The organism is Actinoplanes sp. NPDC049681 (assembly GCF_044465265.1).
Classification (GTDB): domain Bacteria; phylum Actinomycetota; class Actinomycetes; order Mycobacteriales; family Micromonosporaceae; genus Actinoplanes.
The window spans coordinates 54956-76954 of record NZ_JBITLP010000004.1; the positions used below are offsets into that span (position 1 = coordinate 54956).

17 protein-coding genes, 3 tRNA genes and 2 pseudogenes are annotated in these 21999 nt (G+C 70.4%); 15 read left to right on the plus strand and 7 right to left on the minus strand.

The features are described from left to right. Nucleotides 1–49: 49 nt before the first annotated feature. Nucleotides 50–1585, minus strand: coding sequence for an alpha/beta hydrolase (locus tag ACIBO8_RS14665; protein ID WP_396115703.1), 1536 nt, complete (start codon nt 1583–1585; stop codon nt 50–52). A gap of 152 nt (nt 1586–1737) precedes the next feature. On the opposite strand from ACIBO8_RS14665, the gene ACIBO8_RS14670 reads away from it, so the two are divergent. Together ACIBO8_RS14670 and ACIBO8_RS14675 are read left to right on the plus strand one after the other, a co-directional pair. Continuing rightward, nucleotides 1738–2835, plus strand: coding sequence for a sensor histidine kinase (locus tag ACIBO8_RS14670; protein ID WP_396115704.1), 1098 nt, complete (start codon nt 1738–1740; stop codon nt 2833–2835). Continuing rightward, nucleotides 2826–3467, plus strand: coding sequence for a response regulator (locus ACIBO8_RS14675; protein WP_396115705.1), 642 nt, complete (start codon nt 2826–2828; stop codon nt 3465–3467). The genes ACIBO8_RS14670 and ACIBO8_RS14675 overlap by 10 nt, the downstream gene beginning before the upstream one ends. An 18-nt stretch (nt 3468–3485) precedes the next feature. On the opposite strand, the gene ACIBO8_RS14680 is transcribed toward ACIBO8_RS14675, so the two are convergent. Further along, nucleotides 3486–4364 (minus strand): CDP-alcohol phosphatidyltransferase family protein, encoded by an 879-nt coding sequence (locus ACIBO8_RS14680; RefSeq protein ID WP_396115706.1) that lies wholly within the window; start codon nt 4362–4364, stop codon nt 3486–3488. Between the two features lie 275 nt (nt 4365–4639). Between ACIBO8_RS14680 and ACIBO8_RS14685 the strand changes: the two are divergent. From ACIBO8_RS14685 to ACIBO8_RS14705, 5 genes and pseudogenes are all read left to right on the plus strand, one after another. After that, nucleotides 4640–4843, plus strand: a pseudogene (locus ACIBO8_RS14685) (transposase); the annotation flags it as partial. Nucleotides 4844–4907: 64 nt separating this feature from the next. Continuing rightward, nucleotides 4908–5345 (plus strand): annotated as a pseudogene (locus ACIBO8_RS14690) (transposase); the annotation flags it as partial. A 428-nt stretch (nt 5346–5773) separates the two neighbouring features. Further along, a tRNA-Arg gene (locus ACIBO8_RS14695) sits at nt 5774–5847 on the plus strand. 3 nt (nt 5848–5850) lie between these two features. Continuing rightward, a tRNA-Lys gene (locus tag ACIBO8_RS14700) sits at nt 5851–5926 on the plus strand. Continuing rightward, a tRNA-Met gene (locus ACIBO8_RS14705) sits at nt 5926–6000 on the plus strand. The genes ACIBO8_RS14700 and ACIBO8_RS14705 overlap by 1 nt, the downstream gene beginning before the upstream one ends. Before the next feature lie 406 nt (nt 6001–6406). Here ACIBO8_RS14705 and ACIBO8_RS14710 read toward each other — a convergent pair. The 3 genes from ACIBO8_RS14710 to ACIBO8_RS14720 form a co-directional block, all read right to left on the minus strand. Beyond that, on the minus strand, nt 6407–7201 hold the full coding sequence (locus ACIBO8_RS14710; protein ID WP_396115707.1) for an SDR family NAD(P)-dependent oxidoreductase: 795 nt from the start codon (nt 7199–7201) through the stop codon (nt 6407–6409). Between the two features lie 60 nt (nt 7202–7261). Beyond that, nucleotides 7262–8269, minus strand: a complete 1008-nt coding sequence (locus tag ACIBO8_RS14715; RefSeq protein ID WP_396115708.1) for a fatty acid desaturase family protein — start codon at nt 8267–8269, stop codon at nt 7262–7264. Between the two features lie 91 nt (nt 8270–8360). Next, a complete protein-coding gene (locus ACIBO8_RS14720) occupies nt 8361–9410 on the minus strand; it encodes a WD40/YVTN/BNR-like repeat-containing protein (protein ID WP_396115709.1) in 1050 nt (349 codons plus the stop codon). A gap of 91 nt (nt 9411–9501) precedes the next feature. On the opposite strand from ACIBO8_RS14720, the gene ACIBO8_RS14725 reads away from it, so the two are divergent. The 4 genes from ACIBO8_RS14725 (at nt 9502) to ACIBO8_RS14740 (ending at nt 14295) form a co-directional block, all read left to right on the plus strand. Further along, nucleotides 9502–10101, plus strand: a complete 600-nt coding sequence (locus ACIBO8_RS14725; protein WP_396115710.1) for an antibiotic biosynthesis monooxygenase — start codon at nt 9502–9504, stop codon at nt 10099–10101. Nucleotides 10102–10208: 107 nt separating this feature from the next. After that, a complete protein-coding gene (locus tag ACIBO8_RS14730; RefSeq protein WP_396115711.1) occupies nt 10209–12041 on the plus strand; it encodes a diguanylate cyclase domain-containing protein in 1833 nt (610 codons plus the stop codon). An 18-nt stretch (nt 12042–12059) separates the two neighbouring features. After that, complete coding sequence (gene ligD, locus ACIBO8_RS14735) at nt 12060–13019, plus strand: non-homologous end-joining DNA ligase (RefSeq protein WP_396115712.1); 960 nt, start codon at nt 12060–12062, stop codon at nt 13017–13019. A gap of 76 nt (nt 13020–13095) precedes the next feature. Then, nucleotides 13096–14295, plus strand: a complete 1200-nt coding sequence (locus ACIBO8_RS14740; RefSeq protein WP_396115713.1) for a S8 family serine peptidase — start codon at nt 13096–13098, stop codon at nt 14293–14295. 52 nt (nt 14296–14347) lie between these two features. On the opposite strand, the gene fusA is transcribed toward ACIBO8_RS14740, so the two are convergent. Beyond that, nucleotides 14348–16264 (minus strand): elongation factor G, encoded by a 1917-nt coding sequence (gene fusA, locus ACIBO8_RS14745; protein ID WP_396115714.1) that lies wholly within the window; start codon nt 16262–16264, stop codon nt 14348–14350. Between the two features lie 278 nt (nt 16265–16542). Between fusA and ACIBO8_RS14750 the strand changes: the two genes are divergently transcribed. The 3 genes from ACIBO8_RS14750 (at nt 16543) to ACIBO8_RS14760 (ending at nt 19866) form a co-directional block, all read left to right on the plus strand. Continuing rightward, nucleotides 16543–17067: a hypothetical protein gene (locus ACIBO8_RS14750; RefSeq protein WP_396115715.1), complete on the plus strand. Its 525-nt coding sequence runs from the start codon at nt 16543–16545 to the stop codon at nt 17065–17067. Nucleotides 17068–17254: 187 nt separating this feature from the next. Beyond that, nucleotides 17255–19357, plus strand: coding sequence for an MMPL family transporter (locus ACIBO8_RS14755; protein ID WP_396115716.1), 2103 nt, complete (start codon nt 17255–17257; stop codon nt 19355–19357). 29 nt (nt 19358–19386) lie between these two features. Then, nucleotides 19387–19866: a YdeI/OmpD-associated family protein gene (locus tag ACIBO8_RS14760; RefSeq protein ID WP_396115717.1), complete on the plus strand. Its 480-nt coding sequence runs from the start codon at nt 19387–19389 to the stop codon at nt 19864–19866. A gap of 11 nt (nt 19867–19877) precedes the next feature. Here ACIBO8_RS14760 and ACIBO8_RS14765 read toward each other — a convergent pair whose 3' ends face one another. Next, complete coding sequence (locus ACIBO8_RS14765; protein ID WP_396115718.1) at nt 19878–20570, minus strand: hypothetical protein; 693 nt, start codon at nt 20568–20570, stop codon at nt 19878–19880. A 204-nt stretch (nt 20571–20774) separates the two neighbouring features. Between ACIBO8_RS14765 and ACIBO8_RS14770 the strand changes: the two genes are divergently transcribed. Beyond that, on the plus strand, nt 20775–21989 hold the full coding sequence (locus ACIBO8_RS14770; protein WP_396115719.1) for a hypothetical protein: 1215 nt from the start codon (nt 20775–20777) through the stop codon (nt 21987–21989). Nucleotides 21990–21999: the final 10 nt, after the last annotated feature.

The window sequence follows — 21999 nt, forward strand, 5'->3', positions numbered from 1 at the left end:
AGAGGGCGCCCGCCACCCCCGCTCGGGGGTGGCAGGTGCCGGACATCGGTCATTCCGTGCAGGTCACGTCGGCCTGAGGCATGGATCCGCTCTCCAGGTACGCGTTGACCGAGTCGTCCACGCAACTCGCACCCCGGAAGCCGTACACGCCATGGGTGCGCGCACCCTGCAGCGTCACCATCCGGGAGCCCTTCAGCGCCTGGTGCATCTTTCGTGCACCTGGAAGCTGCGAGTTGATGTCCTTCTCCGCCTGCACGATCAAGGCGGGAACGCCGTTGGCAATGTGTACCGGGCGTTCGAGCGGCGAATTCGGCCAGAACGCGCACGGCGTGATCGTCCGGCTCATCGGCGCGAAGAGCGGCGACGCCGCACGGTGTGCCTGGATGTCCCGCCAATACCACCGTGGGTTGCGCGGCGCCGCGGCATCGCCGCACATGATGGCGGTCTGCGGGCTGTGCAGAGCTGACTCGGCGTCGGTCAGGACGCTCGACAGGACATCCGCCAACGACTCGGTGAGTTCACCCGTTCCGCCCTTGGCGATAGCGGACAGAGTTGCCACCGTTTCGGCCAGTTCGGCATTGGTGGCGTCATCGCTGAGGGACCGAATGATGATGGCCGGCACCACCGTGTCGTCGATCGCGTAGCCGCCGATCTTCAGCGGTTTGCGGGCCGACGCCGCATAGACCTCGTTGACCGTTGCGAGCACCTCCTTCGCGGTCGATCCCAGGCCGAACTCGTCATCGCGAGCGGCTGCCCATTCCGCCCATTCGCCGAGTGCGGCCTGCCGGCCGGGCTCCCCGTCGCGGAGAAGGTACGTCCCGGGCCGGGTGGGGTTCACCGCGCTGTCGAGCACGAGCCTATCGACGCGCTGCGGGAACATTTGCGCGTACACGGCCCCGAGGAAGGTGCCCTGGGAATAGCCAAGGTATGACATCTTGCTCTCACCGAGCGCCGCGCGGATCGTGTCGATGTCGCGAGCCGTGTTGGCGGTCGACGCGTACGGAATGTCCGCGGCATGCGTCTGCCCGCATCGCTTCGCGAGGTCTCGTGCCAGTGCCACCATGCGGTCGAAGCTTTCGCGGTCTGCTCCCGCCGAGCGCGGCAACCAACTTCCAGGCCAGTGGCAGTCGAGCGGCGTGCTGCGTCCCGAGAACCGGGGGTCCATACCGATCAAGTCGAAGCGGGAACCCGCCTGACCCATCGCGTCACGTGCCAATGGCACGACGCTCAGAACCGGTAGGGCCGGGCCGCCGAGGTTGATAATCAGAGAGCCGATGCGCCGCGTCTGGTCGGTCGCGCGGCTACGGGCGATGGCGACCGTCATGGTGCGTCCGCGTGGCTTGGCGTAGTTCACGGGAACAGTGACGTCACCGCACTCCACGCCGGCCTCGTCCAGGGTTTTACCTTCCTCGTCCTGCGCGTTCATGGCACACGGATGCCACGCGATCGACCCCACGGGATCGCCGGCAGCGGAAACAGCCGAGGGCGGCGGCGGGGAAGTCGCTGCTGAGGCCGCCGGTGTCGCGGCCAGCACAAGGCCGAGCGCCGCAAAGCAGGTGAAGGTCAGTCGGTTGATCTGGATCATGTTGTGCCCCCTTCGTCGTCGGCCTCCAGGCTTCCCTGGGCCGGCCGCGCCGTCATTGGGGTACGCGCTCCGTTGAGGGTGGGGTTTTCCCCACCCTCAACGGCAGGAGCACCGGATGGTCCGTGCTTGCCACACTGCCTACGGTCGAAGCCGTGACCAATCCTCCAAGGCAGGAAAACCCGTTCACGACCTACCGGTCCGCGCGGCATCTCGTCGCCGGTGCCGCCCTGGGTGCCCTCGCCGGCAGTCTGCTGACGGTCATGGCCGTGCTCTGGTTCGCAGCCGTCTTCAGCCTCTTCGCTGGCACGACCAGTGACACGACCTTGGTAATCACCTATGCATCGGCTGCGCTCGTCCTTCCCGCGGCTGTTCTCTGGCTGGCGCGGGAGTTCGCGAAGGCCCACCGTGACCGATTTCGCTGGTCGTTCGGGATCGACATCCCGACGCCGACGCTGACTTGGAAGAGCGCCGGCCGCTATCTCACCTATCACTTAATAGCCCTGGTCCTGGGCGTGCCTGCTGTGGTTCTGGTGCTGATGCCGCCGGCCGCGCGGCGCTACTCGAAGGCGGACGTGATGATGGCTCGGGCGTTGCTCGCGCCCGGCGGCTATGAACGGTTAGCCCAACGGGTGGAATCGCTGTCCCGGAGCCGGGCCGACGTCATTGCAGCGACCGACGCCGAACGCAGGCGAATCGAGCGGGACCTGCACGACGGCATCCAACAGCGGCTGATGTCGCTCGCCATGAACCTCGGGATGGCGAGGGAGGCACTCACCGAGCCTTCTCCCGCCAGAGACGCCATTGTTGCCGCTCACGAAGAAGCGGTCGTCACGCTTGCCGAGCTCCGGCAGTTCGTCCGCGGACTGCACCCTGCCGTGCTCGACGATCGTGGATTGGACGCTGCGTTGTCCGGAATCGCGGCTCGCGCACCGATCCCCGTCGCCGTCTCAGTCGATGTCCAACCGCGGTGTGCGGCCACAGTTGAGGCCATCGCCTACTTCATCGTCTCCGAGGCGCTGACCAATGTCGTCAAGCACGCCTCGGCTGAGCGGGCCGACGTCGTGGTGGTTCGGCGTGACGAGCGGCTGCACATGACGGTGAGCGATGATGGCTGCGGTGGTGCCGTCATGACGCCCGACGGCGGACTCACCGGTCTGGCCCGCCGCACGGCGTCGGTCGACGGCACGATGACGTTACAGAGCCCGGTCGGTGGACCGACCATCCTCAGCGTGGAGTTGCCGTGCGCGTGATTTTGGCCGATGACTCGGTTCTCCTTCGGCCCGGTATTGCGAAGGTGCTGACCGACGGAGGGTTCGAGGTGGTAGCCGCCGTGGGAGACGCCGAGCAGTTGCTTCGAGCCGTCGATGAGCACGAACCCGACTGCGTCGTGGTGGACGTACGCATGCCGCCCACTCACACGGATGAGGGCATCCGGGCCGCTCTGGCGATCCGTGGGCTCCATCCCGGAATCGCGATCATGGTCCTCTCGCAGTACGTGGAGGAGCGGTATGCGACGGATCTGCTGTCCATGGGAACCGAGTCGGTCGGCTATCTGCTCAAGGACCGCATTGCCCACGTGGGTGAGTTCCTGGACGCTATGCGCCGTATCGGGAATGGGGGCACGGCACTCGACCCTGAGGTCGTCAGCCAACTCATGGTCCGGAGAAGAAAGGACCCGCGAGACCGGTTGACGGCGCGCGAGCTCGACGTCCTCAGGCTGATGGCCGAGGCTCGATCCAACAACGGCATCGCCCAGACGCTCGGGGTGAGCGGCAGCGCTGTCGAGAAGTACGTGACCAACATCTTCTCGAAGCTCGACCTTCCCGCCGGCGATACCGATCACCGGCGGGTCCGAGCGGTTCTGAAGTATCTGGAGGGGTGATGGAATCGCTGGCGGCGGCTACTGCTGAGTGGTCGTCGTGAGATTTCGAACCGGTTCCTGGAGCGAGAGCTGAGCGTTCGCTCCGGCCACCGCCGCCGAGGCGTGGGCCTTGGCGAGGGCCACCGGGAAGGCCCGCGTCGCCTGCCACAGGCGGAAGATCAACCACAGTTCGAAAGCCAGCAGAAGGGCGCCGGCGACCACCGACGCCTGAATGACCCATCCGGTCAGGGGGCCGACGATGAACACCGTCATCTCGAACTCGATGCCGCTCACCAAGTGGGTGCGGATGCGGCGGGAGAGCAGCATGTGCCGGAGACGGGCACGCGGGCCGTGTCCCCTGACCTGAACGGCGGGATCCGGCGCCTCGGACGGCGGGACGGGGCCGCGAGCCTCTGCGAGCTGGTCGCGCATGCCCTGGCGCAGTTTCGCCATCTGGTGGGAGTTCACGTATCGGAAGAGATCCAGGAACGTCACCCCGATCAAGACCCAGAGGTACGCCGTGGATCCGGTTCGCGCGTACTGGCCGACGAACAGGGCGACGGCACAGATGAAGACACGGAGCCGGTCGAACATGAAGTCGAACCAGGCGCCGAACACGGAGCCCGTGCCGTTGAGCCTGGCGATCTTGCCGTCCATGCAGTCGACGATGAAGCTGACGTGGAAGAGGAGGGCGCCCCCGGCCAGCCACCACCGGTCCTGCATCACGAAGCAGGCCGCCGCGGCCAGACCGAGGAGGGTCGCCAACCCGGTGAGCAGGTTGGGAGTGATCCATCGGTACGGCGAGACGAACCGGACGAGCCTGGCCGCCACCGGATCGACGAGCAGCACCGTCCACCACGCGTCGCGGGCCTTGTACGTTCGCTCGCGGATCTCCTGCAGCGATGAGCGTTGCACCATAACCCCCATCAACGCTCCGACCACCACTCCGGAAACGACTTTTGTCCGTTTTGTAACGGGCCGGCAAGGCGCTCACACACATCGCGACGTGATCTGAGGCTGCGAAGAGCGGTGCCCGTAGCGCTCCGCTCGATGGTCGGCGGCCGGTGTGCGTTGCGCCGGGGATGACGACCCTGAGCGAACTGGCCGCTCCCGAGCGAAACGCCCCACCGGCGGCCGCCTAGTCAGGCTCGTCGCCCGGTCGTGAGCAAGGCGTGGGTCGTCGACGACGGGTTGTGGGGTTTGATCAGCCGCTGCTACCGCCGTGGCCGCAGAGGTCAGCTGGCCCGCGGCCGGTCCCGAACCGGCTGTGCCTGCAAGGCATCTTGTTCGGGCTGCACACCGGCATCGGCTGGGAAGATCTGGCGCAGGACCTCGACTTCGGCTCGGGCATGACGTGCTGGCGAAGGCCGCAGCGCTGGGCCGACGCCGGCCTGTTCGACCGGGTGCATGAGCTCCTGCTCGCGAAGCTGAACGCGGCGAACCGCATCGACTGGTCACGCGCGGCGATGGACGGCAGCCACATCGACGCGAAAAGGGGGTGCCGGCGGGAAACCCGGCTCCAAGCACCACCTAATCTGCGACGGCAACGGCACCCCGATCCATGTGCTGACGAGCGGCACGAACGCGCCCGACATCAGCCGGACCCTCGATCTGCTGGATGGCTACCCGCCGATCGCCGGCCGCCGCCGGCCGCCGGCCGCGACGCTGGCCGCCGGCCGCGACGCTGGCCGCCGGCCGCGACGCCGGTGCGCCGCGCTGCTGCCCGACAAGGGCTACAGCAGCGAAGCCTTTCGCCAGGACTGCCGCGACCGCGGCACCGAACCGATCATCCCCAAGCCCAGGACGCCCGGCGTGAAAGGCTTGGGCACGCTGCGCTACGTCGTCGAACAGACCTTCGCGCTGCTGCATCAGTTCCGCCGGCTGGCCGTGCGAGACTGATCCCCACCTCGCGGTGCTGATCAACATCGATTCAGCAGATCGTGTTAGGAGCTCTACGAATGCCCCGCGTTAAATGTGTTGAGGGTGGCCGGACACCGCCTCTAATCTATGACTCGATCCGAACGGGGAAGACGGACTCGAGGGGGTGGAGATGATCGGCAGCGCCGCGAAGCGGATGCGGGGACTGTGGATGATGCGCCCGGGGTCGGGCCGGCGACGCGGCTGATCACCGCGTTCTGTTGCCGCCGCCTGGTTCGCCTACGGCGGCTTTTTCTTTTCCTGACATCGTGACGAAGCCGGGAAGCCGCGAGGTGCGGCGGCCGGTGCGGGCCGGCTGCGGTGGGTACGACGACCATCGGGCTCGCCGGCGGGGAACACTTGCGCTACCCCGCCAACGCGCAGGCTTGCCGCCTCTCGGAAACAACGATGCCCCTATGGCGCAGTTGGAAAGCGCGCGACGCTACGAACGTCGAGGTCGCAGGTTCGAATCCTGCTGGGGGTACGCGTGCCGCTAGCTCAACAGGTAGAGCAACTGACTCTTAATCAGTCTGTTCGGGGTTCAAGTCCCCGGCGGCGCACCAGCAGGGTGGAGCAGCTCGGAGTGCTCGCGGGTTTCATAAGCCCGAGGTCGTGGGTTCAAATCCCACCCCTGCCACGAGCGAATGTTTCCGCAGGCGGAGCGTTGGCTGCTCACCCGCCCCTCATAAGGGCGGACCGCCCGGTTCGACACCGGGGCCTGCGACCGCCAGCCCATGTGGTGCAAAGCCAAGGGGTTGCCCGGTTCGACACCGCTCCTGCCGCTGCCGGTCCTCATCTGGTGGTGCGGAACCAAGGGCGGTCCGCGTGGTTCAGCACCGGGCCCGCCACTGCGGTGCTGAGGTGTGGTGGGGGAGCCACGGACAGGCCGGGTGTCTGCGGCCGCGGACGCTCATGTCGCGATGCGAAACCAAGGCGATGCGCCTGGCTCGACACTGGGCCGGCAACCGTCGGTGCTCGTGGCGGTGGTGCGGAGCCCGGGAGTGGGCCGCCCGGTTCGACACGGAGCCGGGGACTCCCGGCGCTCATGTGGTGGTGCGGAGCCAGCCGCCGTCGATGTAGTACGTCGAGCCGACCGCGTAGCTTGCTCGGGGCGAACACAGGAACACGAACAGGTCCGCGATCTCCGAGGGGTCCGCGAACCGCCCGATCGGCGCGTTGTCGTCGGCGATCTTCTGCAGGTAGTCCTCCCAGGACGTCTGCGTCCCTGCCGTCAGCTGCTTCGCCGTCTTCTGCCAGTCCGGGGTCATGACGAGGCCGGGGTTGACGGCGTTCACCCGGATGCCGTCGCCGATCAGCTCGTTGGCGAGGCATTTCGAGAACATCACCAGCGCCGCCTTGGTGACGTTGTAGATGGGTTCGTAGCCGAGTGGCTGGGTGGCGCAGATCGAGGCGTTGTGCAGGATCACGCCGCCGCCGCGGGCTTTCATGGCCGGGGCCAGGGCGCGGGCCAGGCGGACCGCGGCCATGACGTGGAGTTCCCAGTACGCCTGCCAGCGCTCGTCGGGGGCTTCGAGGATGGTTTCCTCGCTGCCGGTGCCGGCGTTGTTGATCAGGATGTCGGCGCCACCGAACTCCTGGGTGACCGCGTCGGTGAGGGTTACCACGCCGTCCGGGTGTGCGATGTCGGCGGGCACGGCTATGGCTCGTACGGGAAAGTCGGTGGTGATGCTGTCCACGACGCGGCGCAAGCGGGCCTCGTCGCGGGCGCACAACGCCAGGTGGACGCCTTCGGCGGCCAGGCCGCGGGCGATCGCGTGACCGATGCCGACGCTGCCGCCGGTGATGACCGCAACCTTGCCGGTGAGCTGAAGATCCATCGTGGCCTCCCGTTCGATACGTGCGGCACGCGTATGCGCCAAGAGCACGGTCGCACAGGTTCACGGGCGCAGGGGCGCGCCGACCGCGTGCAGGTGGCGCAGGGCGATGCCGTACGACTCGACGAGCCCCGTCACCTCGTAGGGCACGCCGATCTCGGCGCAGTACGCCTGCACGATCGGCTGGGCCCGGCGCAGGTTCGGCGTCGGCATGCTCGGGAACAGGTGGTGCTCGATCTGGTGGTTGAGGCCGCCGAGCGCCGCATCGGTCAGCAGGCCGCCGCGGACGTTGCGGGAGGTCAGCACCTGCTTGCGGAGGAAGTCCTCGTCGCCTGTCGGGTGGGGCATGCCCTTGTGGTTCGGGGCGAACGTCATGCCGAGGTACACGCCGAAGAGCGCCTGGTGCACCACGAAGAACGCCAGCGCCTGCAGCGGGCTCAGGACGAGCAGCAGGGCCGCCAGGTAGACGATGACGTGCGTGGCCAGCAGCGCGCTCTCGAGACCACGGCGTTTGACCGATCCTCTGCGAAGGGCGTTGATGCTGTCCTTGCGGAGGCTCAGCCCGAGCAGGGTGAGCAGCGGGAAGAACAGCCATGCCTGGTTGCGGGTGAGCCAGCGGCCGAACCGCCCGCGGCGTGCGGTGGCCGCCTCGGTCGACCACACCAGCACTCCCGGCGCGACGTCCGGGTCGAGGTCGTCGTGGTTGGGGTGGGCGTGGTGCTTGGTGTGCTTGTCCATCCAATACCCGTAGCTCATCCCGATGCCGAGGTTGCCGGCGATCATTCCGGCGCGGGCGCTCGGCCTGGTGGTGCGGAAGACCTGCCGATGCGCCAGGTCGTGCGCCACGAGGGCCACCTGGACGAAGGTGACGGCGAGGAAGACCGCAACGACCAGCGTCCACCAGGACGACCCCACCATGAAGAACGCCGTCCAGCCGCCCACCAGCATGGCTCCCACGACGGCGAGTCGCAGGGCGTAATAGCCGGGTCTGCGGTCGAGCAGGCCGGCTTCGGAGATCCGGCGTCCGAGCTGAGCGAAGTCCGTGGTTCTCGGCCGGTCCGTGGTCGTCATGGTTCAAGGGTCGCGGGCGGCGGGGCCGGCGTCAGGAGTGGTGGCCCCCGGATATTGGTGGGGTTAACCCCACCGAGGGTCGCCGTGCCGGTCAGCGCCAGGCGAGCTTGGCCACGCGGCCCTGTTCGCCCGACGCCCAGCAGGCGCCCTTCGCGCAGAGCACCGCATCGAAGCTGCCGCCGTCGAACCGCGTCCAGGTGCGGCCGCCGTCGCGGCTGATGTCGCTGCCGGTCGGCCCGACCGCCAGCGCCGTCGTGCCGTGCAGCCAGGCGGCTCCCGAGCGGTATTCGCCCGGCTCCGTCCGGGCCGGCGTCCAGGTGCGGCCGCCGTCGCGGGTGGTCGCCGCGGCGTGCGGGGCCGTCTCCGGTACGGCGTAGTCGCCGCCGACCGCGATGCCGTGCGCCGGGTCGCGGAACGCCAGGCTGTAGACGCCCGCACTGGGGCCGCTCGGGACGCCGCTGTCGGTCACGCGCCAGCTGCGGCCGCCGTCGGTGGTGGCGAAGATCCGGGCCCGTTCGCCGCCGCCGGTGGCGAACCAGGCATGGCCGCGGCCGAGGTGGTCCGCGGCGACCAGGCAGGTGCCGCTGGCGGCGAAGGCGAACTCGCCGGGCAGCGCTTCCGGCATTCCGCTCGTCGGCTGCACGTGCCAGGTGCGGCCGCCGTCGGCCGTCGCGAGGATCCGGAACGTGCCGCCGACCGGGTCGGACAGGGCCAGGCCGTGGCGGCGGTCCAGGAACGTCACGCAGTCGTAGAAGGCCGCCGGGTCGTCGTTGCGGAACGTCTCGGCCCAGGTGGCGCCGCCGTCGCTGGTGGCGTACAGGCGGGACTGGTCGCCCTCGCCGATGGTCAGGGCGACGGCGTGGTGCGCGTCGAAGGCCTCGATGTCACGGAACTGCAGATCCGCCGTACCCGGAGGATCCACCCGCTGCCAGGTCTGCCCGCCGTCGGCCGTACGCAGAATGGTCCCGCCGGAACCCGCCACCCAGGCGATCCGGTCGCTGACCGGGGCGAGGCCGCGGAAGCGGGCCGTCACGCCCGTGCCGGAGAGCTCCCACGACGGTGCCGGGGCGCCGGAGGCGAAGCCGCTCGTGGCGGCGAGCGTGACCAGGCCGAGTGCGGCCATCGAAAGCTTTCGAATCATGCCTCCGGAACTTACTCCAGGGTGAGCCAGGACACGGGCGGAGAAGGCCGATCGCGGCCCGCCCGTGATCCCGGCGGCCGAGGATGGGGGCATGGAGACCGCACCTCAGCAGCTCGCCGTCACGGTGGCGATCACCCGCAAGGCCGACCCCTCCCGCAACTCGGAGATGCTCGCCTGGGTGCGTGCCGGGACGACGCTGGCGGAGGACTTCCCCGGGTTCCTCGGGGTCGGCTGGGTGCGTCCGGTGCTGGGCTCCACCGAGTGGCACATGCTCTACCGCTTCGCCGACGCCGACTCGCTCCACGCGTGGGAGGAGTCGCCGCAGCGCCAGTGGTGGCTGTCGTCCGCGCAAGGCATGGTGGAGCACACCCGGGTCGAGCGGCGCACCGGCATCGAGGGGTGGTTCGACCCGCCGCGCGAGCAGTCGGTCGACGAGCTGACCGTGGCGCCGGCGCCACCGCCGCGCTGGAAGCAGGCCGTGACGATCTGGCTGGGCTTCTTCCCCGTGAGCCTGCTGTCGGCCGTCACGCTGGGTCACCTGCTGGAGGGTCAGCACGTGGTGGTCCGCACGCTGGTCTCGACGCTGGTGCTCACGCCGCTCATGGCCTACCTGGTGCTGCCGCGGGTGACCGGAGCGCTCCAGTGGTGGCTGCACGGTCAGCCCCCGCCGTGGCGGAGCGGCCGGGCCTGATGCCGCGGTGCCGGTGGTGCTGCCGGGGCGGGTGGGGCGTGGATTCCGCGCGGATTCCTTCAGGTCGCCCCCGCCACGCCCGATGAGTCGGGGCGAGGAGGCATTCCATGCGGCTGCGCAACTGGATCGCCGTGGCTGTCAGCGTGTTGCTGCTGGTGGCCGTCGGCATCGTCGGCGTACTGGTCAACCGTTCGGCGCTCCGCGCGGCCGACACGGTTCACCGCGCTGACTCACAGGCGTTGGCCGTGAACAATGCCACGCTTGCCGGGCAGATGCAGCTGCTCTCCGCCAAGGAGCTCAGCGAGTTCGCCGACAGCCACCCGTTCATCCTGGCGCCGGGCCAGGCCGCCGACCGCAAGGCCCTCGAGAAGTACGTCGCGAAGTCCGCCCTCTTCCCGTACGGCGCGGCGATCACGGACCTCAACGGCACGGTCATCAACGCCACCCGTGCGAACGCGCTGCCCGACCCCACCGACCCGGGCTACAAGGTGATGCTCAACCTGCTGCTCGCCGGCAAGCCCGGGTTCTCCTCGGTCATGTCGGTCTACGGCGCCGACGGTAAGCCGACGGCGGTCCAGGCCGTCGGGGTGCCGATCAGGGTGGCCGGTGCGCCCGTGGGGCTGCTGCTCGGCTTCAACAAGTTCGCCGACACCACGCTGCAGGCGTACACGGCGAAGCTGAAGTCCGACGCGCACCTGACCATGATCATCGACAGTGCCGGCACGGTCGGATTCAGCAGCGACGGCGCGAAGATCGGCACCACGGTCGACCAGGCCGTCGTGACCGCCGCCCGCACCAACCCGCAGGGCTCCACGTTCGTGGAGTACCGCTCGGGCCGTACGCCCATGACCGCGATCCTGGTCACCGGCGACGTGCTGCCGGACGGCTGGACCTACGTGCGGACCCAGACCACGGCCTCGTTCGACGGCGCGGTGCACAAGCGCAGCCAGACGATCAACATCACCCTGCTCGCCATGCTCCTGATCGGCGCGGTGGGCATCTCGATCCTCGGCTACCGCACCCAGGTGCAGCGCCGGCGTGCCGACGAGAAGTTCCAGGCCCTGTTCCAGCACGCGCCCGACATGGTGGCCGTGCTCGACGCGGACGGGCGTCTCGCGTACTCGAGCCCCAGCGCGGCCTCCGTGCTGCACTTCCCGCCGGGTTCGCTGCAGGGCAGCAGCGTCTTCGACCTGGTGCATCCCGAGGACCGCCCCCGCATGATGGAGGCCTTCGCCCGGCTGTTCGCCGACCGTGACAGCGTGCTGCGCATGCAGACGCGCGTGGTGAACTCCGCGGGCCGGGCCACCTGGTTCGAGTTCACGGCCTCCAACCAGATGCACAATCCGGCGCTGACCGGCATCGTCATCAACGCCCGCGACATCTCCGAGACCCGGGCCTTCCAGGAGCGGCTCGCCTACGAGGCGCAGCACGACCCGCTGACCGGGCTCCCGAACCGCCGCCGCATGCAGGACGCCCTCGGGTCCTCGCTGCGGCAGGAGTCGGTGGCGGTGCTCTTCGTCGACCTGGACGGCTTCAAGCCGGTCAACGACGCGCACGGCCACGAGGCCGGCGACGAGCTGCTGCGCCAGGTCGCCGACCGGCTCAGCACGTGTGTCCGCGTGCAGGACGTGCTGTCCCGCGTCGGCGGCGACGAGTTCGTGGTGCTCATGCCCGGCATCACCAACCGTGCGGACGCCGACGCGATGAGCGCCCGGGTCCGGCTGGCGATCGAGCGCCCGTTCCGCGTCCTCGGCAACGAGATCAGCATCGGCGCCAGCGTCGGCGTCCACCTGGCACACACGTCGGACGACCCGGACCAGGCACTGCGCGCGGCCGACCACGCGATGTACGAGATCAAGCATCTCGGCGGCGGCCGCCGCGCCGCGATCCCGGAGCAGCGCGAGCTTGTTCGCGTCGGTCGCCACCGCGCGGAGGACTGAGCGGCTAGTTTGTGGTCCATGGCCACGAAGGCGCCCGCGGTGGAGGTCGAGGCGGGGGAGCACACGGTACGGGTGTCGAACCCCGACCGGGTGTACTTCCCGGAGCTCGGCCTGACCAAGCTCGACCTCGTCCACTACTACCTGAGCGTCGGCGACGGCATCGTCCGGGCGCTGCGCGAACGGCCGTGCATGCTGCACCGCTTCCCCGACGGCCTCGCCGGCGAGAAGGTGCACCAGAAGCGGGTGCCGCACGGCGCCCCGCCGTGGCTGCAGACCGTGCGGGTCACCTTCCCCCGCTACAACCGGCACGCCGACGAGCTCTGCGTGACCCAGCTGGGCGAGGTCATCTGGGCGGTGCAGATGTCGACGGTCGAGTTCCACCCGTGGAATTCGCGGCGGGCCGACACCGAGAAGCCGGATGAGTGGCGCATCGATCTCGACCCCATGCCCGACTGCGATTTCGCGACCGTACGCCGCGTCGCGCACGTGGCGCACGAGGTCCTCGACGAGCTCGGGATCGCCGGCTACCCGAAGACCTCCGGCGGCCGTGGGCTGCACGTGTACGTACGGATCAAGCCCGAGCACGGCTTCGGGGACGTACGCCGGGCCGCCCTCGCCTTCGCCCGGGAGGTCGAGCGCCGCGCCCCCGAGGACGTCACCACCACCTGGTGGCGCAAGGACCGCGATCCCACCAAGCTCTTCGTCGACTACAACCAGAACGCGCGCGACCACACGATCGCCAGCGCGTACTCGGTGCGGGGCAACCAGCGCGGGACGGTGTCGACGCCGATCCGGTGGGACGAAATCGACGAAGTCGAGCCCGACGATTTCACACTGCAGACCGTCCCGGCCCGGTTCGCCCGGCTCGGGGACCTGCACGCCACGATCGACGACACTGCGCACGACCTGCGCCCGCTGCTGGAATGGGCGGAACGCGACGAAAAGGCGGGTCTCGAAGGACCCGCGGACAGTGAATGAACCGAAACATTCTCATCTATCGATAAAGTTGTTACGTTCACCGCACGGAGTCAACCCGTCACATGGGGAGGCGTTCATGCGGAGATCCCTGCGGTGTGCGGTCGCAGCAACGGCGGCCCTCGCCCTGACCACCCTCGGCGTGCCGGCGGCCGCGAACGCGGCGCCCGCCGAGAAGGCAGTCCTCGTCGCGCCCGGCGCCGAGGTCGTACCGGACAGCTACGTCGTCGTCCTGAAGGAGAACCGTACGGCGGTCACCGGGCTGGCGCGCGCCCTCGCGAGCCGTCACGGCGGCACGGTGCGGCAGACGTACTCGCACGCGCTGCGCGGCTTCGCCGCCACGATGAACGCCCGGCAGGCTCGCTGGATGGCCGCCGACCCGGCCGTCGCGTACGTGCAGGCCGACGTCGTGCACCGGGCGAGCGACACCCAGACCAACCCGCCGTCGTACGGCCTCGACCGCATCGACCAGCGCAACCTGCCGCTGAACTCGGCGTACACGTACTCGACGCGCGCCGCGAACGTGCACGCGTACATCATCGACACCGGTATCCGCACCACCCACCAGGACTTCGGCGGCCGCGCGACGAGCGGGTTCGACGCGGTCGACGGCGGTACGGCCGACGACTGCAACGGCCACGGCACGCACGTCGCGGGCACGGTCGGGGGCACCTCGTACGGCGTCGCGAAGGGCGTGCAGCTCGTCGCCGTACGGGTGCTCAACTGCCAGGGCAGCGGCACCACGGCGCAGGTCGTGGCGGGCATCGACTGGGTGACCGCCAACGCGCAGAAGCCCGCGGTCGCCAACATGAGCCTCGGTGGCGGCGCGGACACCGCCCTGGACAGCGCGGTGACCCGGTCGATCAGCTCCGGCGTCAGCTACTCCATCGCCGCGGGCAACGGCCTGTTGGGCATCTTCGCGCTGGACGCCTGCACGCAGTCGCCGGCGCGCGTGCCGACGGCCATTACGGTGTCCGCCGTGGACAGCAGCGACAAGAAGCCCAGCTGGGCCAATCGTGGCACCTGCGTCGACGTCTTCGCGCCCGGCATCAACATCACCTCGGCGTGGGGGACCGGTGACACCGCCACCAACACGATCAGCGGCACGTCGATGGCAACGCCGCACGTGACCGGTGCGGCCGCGCTCTACCTGGCGAACCACCCCGCAGCCACGGCGGCGGACGTGCACTCGGCGATCGTGTCGAACGCGACCACCGGCGTGGTGGGCAGCCCGGGCTCCGGGTCGCCCAACCGGCTGCTCTACACCGGCGCGTTCTAGTCGGCACGGCGGGTCGCGGGTACCCCGGACGAGGTACCCGCGACCCGGACCGTCACGCCGCCGGACGGTAGCCCGCCGGACGCGACGTGAAGGTGCCCCGGCCCCGGGTGCGGCTGCGCAGCTGAGTCGCGTACCCGAAGAGCTCGGCCAGCGGCACCACCGCCGTCACGTCCCGATCGGTGGAGCCGGTGACCTGGCCGCGGCGGGCGGCGAGGTCACCGAGCACGCCGCCCAGCACGTCCGCGGGTGCGCTGACCGTGACCTCCGCGACCGGCTCGAGCAACGCCATCGCGCAGGAGCGCAGCGCCGCCCGCAGGCCGAAGCGGCCCGCCGCGCGGAACGCCATCTCCGACGAGTCCTTGGGGTGCGTGGCCCCGTCGGTGAGGGTGACCCGCAGTCCGACCACCCGGTGGCCGCCCAGCGGACCGTCGGCGAGCGCCTCCCGGCAGCCGGCCTCGACCGCCCGGACGTACTCGCGCGGCACCCGTCCGCCGGTCACCGCCGACGCGAACTCGAAGCCGGTGCCGTCGAGCGGCTCGACGTCGAGCTGCACGTGGGCGAACTGCCCGGCCCCGCCGTCCTGCTTGACGTGCCGGTACAGCACCCCGGTCGCGCCACGCACGACGGTTTCCCGGTACGCGACCTGCGGCCGGCCGACGGTCACGGCGAGCCCGGTGGCCTGGCGCATCTTCTCCACCGCCACCTCCAGGTGCAGCTCACCGAGGCCGGAGAGCACGGTCTGCCCGGTCTCCGCATCGGTGCGTACGGCCAGCGACGGGTCCTCCTCGACCAGCCCGGCCAGCACGGTGGCGAGCCGTCCCGCGTCGGCGGTGCGGCGCGCCTCGACGGCGACCGAGACCAGCGGATCGGCCGTCCGCGGTGCCTCCAACAGCACGGGGGCGCCACGCGAGCAGAGCGTCGCGCCGGCCCGGGCGGCCTTCGGGCCGGCCAGCGCGACGATGTCGCCGGCCACCGCCCGGTCCACCTCGGTGTGCCGGTCGGCCTGGACCCGCAGGATGCGGGCGATTCTTTCGGTACGCCCGGCGCCCGCGTCCCACACGGTGTCCCCCTTCCGCAAAGTTCCGTCGTAGACGCGTACGTACGTGAGCCGACCGGTACGCGCGGCATGCACCTTGAAGACCAGGGCGGCCGGCTCCGCCTCCGGATCCCCGCCCGGCGCCGGCAGGTACGCGACCACCGCGTCGAGCAAGGGCTCCACACCCTTGTCCCGGTACGCCGAACCGCACAGCACCACGACGCCCTCGCCGGAGAGCGTGAGCTCCCGCAGCGCCCCGCGCAGCGTGTCGTCCGACATGGCGCCGAGCTCCTCGAGCGCGCCGGCGTGCCGTTCGGCCACCGCCTCCTCCAGCTCACGGCGGGCCCGGCGGACCTCGTACCCGTCGGCGGGTTCCTCGTGCAGCACGCCGTCCACCCACGTCAGGGCCCGCATGCCGACCAGATCGACGACGCCGGTGAAGCCGTCCTCGCGCCCGATCGGGCGCTGCACCACGAACGGCGACACGCCCAGCCGCGTACGGATGGACTCCACCGCCGCGTCGAGGTCCGCCCCGGCACGGTCGAGCTTGTTCACGAAGGCGAGGCGGGGTACGCCGTACCGGTCGGCCTGGCGCCACACGGACTCGCTCTGCGGCTCCACGCCCGCGACCGCGTCGAAGACGGCGACCGCGCCGTCGAGCACCCGCAGCGAGCGTTCGACCTCGTCGGAGAAGTCGACGTGCCCGGGGGTGTCGATGAGGTTCAGCCGGTGGCCGGCCCAGTCGCAGCTGACGGCCGCCGCGAAGATCGTGATGCCACGGTCGCGCTCCTGCGGGTCGAAGTCGGTGACCGTCGTGCCGTCGTGCACCTCGCCACGCTTGTAGGTGGCGCCGGTGGCGTAGAGGACGCGTTCGGTCAGGGTGGTCTTGCCGGCATCGACGTGCGCGAGGATGCCGATGTTGCGGACACGCATGATGGTTCGTCTTCCGAGTGATCCGGTGGTGGACGGCGCCCACCCGCCCGCGTGCGGAGCGACGCGGTCAGGAACGTCCGGACCCGGTGGCGCGGCCGGGGCCGGGCACGGGGGACACGAGGATCAGCTCGAAACGCGACGACGGGATGACGACGGCGATGCGGTAGCGCACGGCGGTCTCCCCTCGGGTCGCGATGATCTCGGTCCACGGTACGAAGGTCGTCCGGCGCCCGCGACCGATTTATCCGGCGCTTGCGTGCGGCGGCCAGAATGGGGTGATGCACTCGCCCTTCACCGGGGTCCTGCTGCTGCCGGACTCGCCCGTCCTCGGCTCCACCTCCACCGTCACCACGGACGGCGGCATGCCCGTCGCCACGATCCGCCGCCGGGTGTGGAGTTCGCGGCGGCGCTTCGAGATCCTCGACGCGACCGGCGCGGCGCTGCTCGCCGCCGGCTCCCAGGCCGGGTTCTGGGGCAACAAGTACGAGCTCATGGGCCCGCACTCGGAGTTCCTGCTGTCGCTGAAGTTCGGCGGCTGGACCGGTCCCTCGGGCCGCGGTGTCGTGTCGCTGCCGGACGGCCGCACCCTGGCGACCAAGGGCAACTGGACGGCGCGCGAGTTCACGATCACCGACGAGGCCGGCACCCCGATCGCCGAGCTGCACTCCCGTGGCGGCCTGTTCGCCCTGGGCCAGAACCTCGCCTTCGAGCTGCGCGCGCCGGTGCTGTCGGTCGTGCAGGCGATCGGCCTCGCCCAGTGCATCCGCGCCGCGGTCGAGTCCGCGTCCGCGGCCGCGGCCTAGCACCGACCGACCGGACCACCCCAGATGGGGGGTCCGTCCGCCGAACCGCCGACCCCGGTCCGACGTTCCACCATCCGGTGTGATCGATGTCCCTGAAAAAACCCCTGAGCTGTCGGCTTGACGGTTCATGCGGGCCGCCGGGCAGGTCTACGCTCGCCTGCTGTCGGACTACATCGGGGGTAACGGCATGGCTTGGCTCGTGTGCGGGCGATGGACCAAGTGGGTGGTCCTCGGCCTGTGGGTGGTGGTTCTCGCGGTCGCCGGACCGCTGGCCGGGAAGCTGACCGGCGTCGAGAAGAACGACAACTCGGCGTGGCTGCCCGGCGGGTCGGAGGCGACCCAGGTCGCCGACCTGCAGTCCCGGTTCGGGCCGGACGACATCGTGCCGGCCGTCATCGTGTACGAGCGCGGCGCGGGCGTCACCCCGGCCGACCGGGAGAAGGCCACGGCGGACGTCGCGCGCCTGCAGCAGATCCCGGGCGTGACCGGTCAGGTGGCCGGCCCGGTGCCCGCGCAGGACGGCAAGGCGTTCCAGACCCTGGTGCCGATCAAGGTGGACCAGGACGGCTGGCAGCACATCGTCGACGTCGTGGACAAGGTCAAGGCGGCCACCGGCGACTCCGCGAACGGGCTCGACGTGCACCTCGCCGGCCCGGCTGCCACGGCGGCCGACTCGGCCGAGGCGTTCGAGGGCATCGACGGCACACTGCTCTACACCACGCTCGCCGTCGTGACGATCATTCTGCTCATCACGTACCGGAGCCCGGTTCTCTGGCTGTTGCCCATCGTCTCCGCCGGCGTGGCGCTGACCGCCTCGCAGGCGGTCATCTATCTGCTCGCCAAGCACGCGGGGCTGGTCGTCAACGCGCAGAGCGCGGGCATCCTGACCGTGCTGGTCTTCGGCGCGGGCACCGACTATGCGCTGCTGCTGGTCGCGCGCTACCGGGAGGAGCTGCGCCGGCACGAGGACCGGCACGAGGCCATGGCGCTCGCGCTGCACCGGGCCGGTCCGGCGATCATCGCGAGCGCCGCCACCGTCGCGATCGGCATGTCCTGCCTCATCCTGGCCCAGCTCAACTCCACGAGCGGGCTGGGCCCGGTCGCTGCCCTCGGCATCGTCGTCGGCCTGCTGGCCATGATCACCCTGCTTCCGGCCCTGCTCGTCATCTGCGGGCGGTGGCTCTTCTGGCCCGTACGCCCCAAGGCCGGCACGGCGGAACCGACCGCGACCGGCGTCTGGGCGCGGCTCGGTGGCCGCATCGCGCGGCGGCCTCGCACCGTGTGGCTGGTCACCGCGGTGGTCCTCGGCGCGATGTCGCTGGGCCTGTTCCAGCTCGACGCGAACGGGCTGGCCCAGGCCGACCAGTTCGTCGACCGGCCGTCGTCGGTGGCCGGCGAGGAGGCGCTGGCCCGGCACTTCCCGGCCGGGCAGGGCCAGCCCGTCGTGGTCATCGGGCAGAACTCGGCTGCGGCGCAGATCCGGTCGGCGGTCGCGGGCACGGCGGGCATCAGCTCCGTGGGTGACCCGGTCGTCAAGGACGACCTCGTGCAGTTCGAGGCGGTGCTGGCCTCGGCCCCCGACAGCGACGCGGCGATGGCGACCATCGAGCGGGTCCGTGACGCGGTGCACGGGATCGGCGACGCGAAGGTGGGCGGCATGACCGCCATGACCCTCGACGTCAACGACGCCAACGACCACGACAACCGGATCATCATCCCGCTGGTGCTGCTGGTCGTCCTCGTGATCCTGGGCATCCTGCTGCGCTCGATCGTCGCCCCGCTGGTACTCATCGCCACCGTGGTGCTGTCGTTCATGGCGGCGCTCGGCGTCAGCGCGCTCGTGTTCCGGCACGTGTTCGGGTTCGCCGGCGAGGACACCTCGTTCCCGCTGTACGTCTTCGTCTTCCTGGTCGCGCTCGGCATCGACTACAACATCTTCCTGATGACCCGGGTGCGCGAGGAGGCGCTCCAGCAGGGCACCCGGCGCGGCGCGCTCGTCGGCCTCGCCGCCACCGGTGGCGTGATCACCTCGGCCGGCATCGTCCTGGCCGGTACGTTCGCCGCGCTGGCCAGCCTCCCGCTGGTGGCCTTCGCCGAGATCGGCTTCGCGGTGGCGTTCGGCGTCCTGCTCGACACCCTGGTGGTGCGCTCGGTGCTCGTCACGGCGCTCGGCCTGGACCTGGGCCGATGGCTGTGGTGGCCGAGCAAGCTGGCCCGGGTGCGCGACGAGCCCGCGGCCGTCCCGGCGGAGACCGGAACGGCCGGCCGGGACCTCGATCCCGTGCCGTAGGGCCTGTCCTGGCGGCTATTCTCGCCCGCATGAGGTTCCGGGCAGAGCTGCAGGCCACGGGCGGCACGACCACCGGTTTCCAGGTCGGCGACGAGATCGTCGCCGGCCTGGGCGGTGGCGGCCGCCCCAAGGTCGTCGTGACGGTCAACGGCGAGTCGTGGCGGGGATCGATCGCCCGCATGGGCGGCAGCTACTGGCTCGGCGTGAGCGCGGAACGCCGCGCCCAGGCGGGCATCGCCGCGGGCGAGGTCCTGGACGTCGACGTCGAGCTGGACACGGCGCCCCGGGAGGTGGACGTACCGGCCGACCTGGCAGCGGCCCTCGACGCGTCCCCGGCGGCGCGGTCGTCCTGGGGCACGCTGTCCTACAGCAACCAGAACTGGCACGTCTTGCAGGTGACCGGGGCCAAGACGGCGGAGACCCGCGCCCGCCGGATCGAGAAGTCGATCGCCCTGCTCGCGGCGGGGAAGCCCGTCCGACCACCCCGCCGCCACCCACAAGCGGACTAAAGGCCGTTAGCTCAGCCGATCCGCTTCAGCGTCGTGCCGACCAGCTTCTGCCAGTCGGCCGAGAACTGCGGGTTGGCGCTCGCGTCCGACCGGCCCAGGCGGTAGATCGCGTACTGGTCGACGAGGACGACGTTGTTCCGCGCCAGTACGGCCACGGCGACGTCCGCGGTGGCCGGGTGGGCTTTGTCGTACTGCTTGTTGCGTACGGTGACGAAGCCGGCCCAGGCGCCCTGCTCGAGGGGTGAGGTGGCCGCGGTCTCGGTGTAGGCCGGCTCCTCGCGGTCGCCGGACTTGGCCGGCCGCTGGGTGCTCGGCGGGCAGGCGTCCGCCACGGTCTGGAGCGTGGCGAGGGCGGTCGCGGCCGAGACGGCGTCCTCGTAGACGAGGGCGTGCTGGGTGAGGCTCTGGACACCCTCGGTGCCCTCGTCGGAGAGCGGCGCGGAGACGACCGTGGGCTTGCCCGGGATCGCCGCCGGGTCGGTGTCGGCGCCGCAGATGCTCACCAGCTGGGCGGGCGCCGCGGACTCGGTGGGCGTCTTCCAGGTGGGGCCGACCTCCGCAGGCTTGAGCAGCGCGTTGCGCATGACGTCGGCGGAGATGTGGTTCTTGTCCGGCTCGGGGGAATCGTCCGATGAGCAGCCGGTGAAACCGGCGACGGCGACGACCGCGAGCACACCCCGAAGCATCCGACCGAGCACAAGCATCCGGCCATGATGGCAGACCGCTCCGGGTGCCGGTCGGCCAGTTGACAGTTCCTGCCGTATCAGGGAGCCCCGCCGGGCGATCTTCTTCCCGGACACGATCGAGGGGGACGTGTCCCGCCGCCCGCCCGGCAACGGGCGGGCGGTGACATCACCTTGTTCACAATATTGAACATCATCGTTATATCGGCATGCTGTGCTGCTCGGATGAGACGTGTCGGAGCTGTCCTCGCCGCGCTGGCCCTGGCCGCCGTGGTGCCCGTCGTCCCCGCCTCGGCCGCACCGTCCGCGTGCGCGTGGCCGGAGGAGGTCGGCGCTCAGGCGGCGAACATCGCGCTGCCCGACAGCAACGCCCGCTACTGGGTGATGCCGTTCCAGGTGCGCGGGGACCGGGAGATCACCGTGACCGGCGCTTTCCCGGACACCCGGTACGCGTCCTTCACGGTCTACGACGGCTTCCAGGGCCCCTTCACCAGCAACGGGGTCTTCTCGTCGCGTACCGACTTCGAGATCGCCCCCGACCCCGGCAGCGTGAACCCGTGGCAGCGGCCGGCCGTTCCCGGCGGGGCGTACACGCTGCACCTGCGGATGGCCGTCGCGCCCGGGCAGGTCAACGTGCTGCCGCTGGCGCCGCCGGACGCCGAGGACGGTCAGACCGGCTACCTCGTGTACCGCATCTACCTGCCGACCGGGGGCACGTCGTCGCCCGTACGGCTGCCCTCCCTGACGATCAGCGACGGCGGGCACAGCAGGACGTTGCGGCCGTGCCGGCGTACCGTCGCGGCCGCGCACAATGATCTGATCCCGCAGCCCGCCGTGGGTCGCGACCTGGCCTTCGCCCGCTCGTCCGCGAACGACGAGCTGTTCCCGAATCCGGACAGCGGCTACCTCAACGCCTGGGTGACGCCGCCCGGCCGGGACCGGGTCGTGGTGATCCGTGGCAAGGCGGCGAGGAGCCCGGACGAGCCGCACCCGCACCCCTGGCCCGGACCCGGCGACGACCTGCGGTACTGGTCGCTCTGCACCAACCTGCGCTATCCGTTCTACCCCGTCGTGGTCAACAAGCTGCCGGACGGCAGCACCGACCCGGGCTGCCGCCACGACGACGTGGTCGCGCTCGACGCCGACGGCTGGTACACGTTCGTGCTGGGCACCGAGGCGCAGCGGGGGCGGATCGAGGCCGTGCCGGGCGTGACGTTCGTGCCGTTCTCGCTCGCGCACCCGGATGCTCGTCACCTCGTGCTGTTGCGCAACATGATGCCGGCGCCGGGGTTCGGGCCCGCGGTGACGCACGTCCCGCCGGACGGGCGCCCGGGATCAGCGGCCGCCGTGATGGGCGACTACTACCCGCGTGGGCACATTTGCCCGCTGAACAAGCTCGTGACCTGCGCCGATGAGACGGCACGAACATGGGATTACTGAGCATCACAGC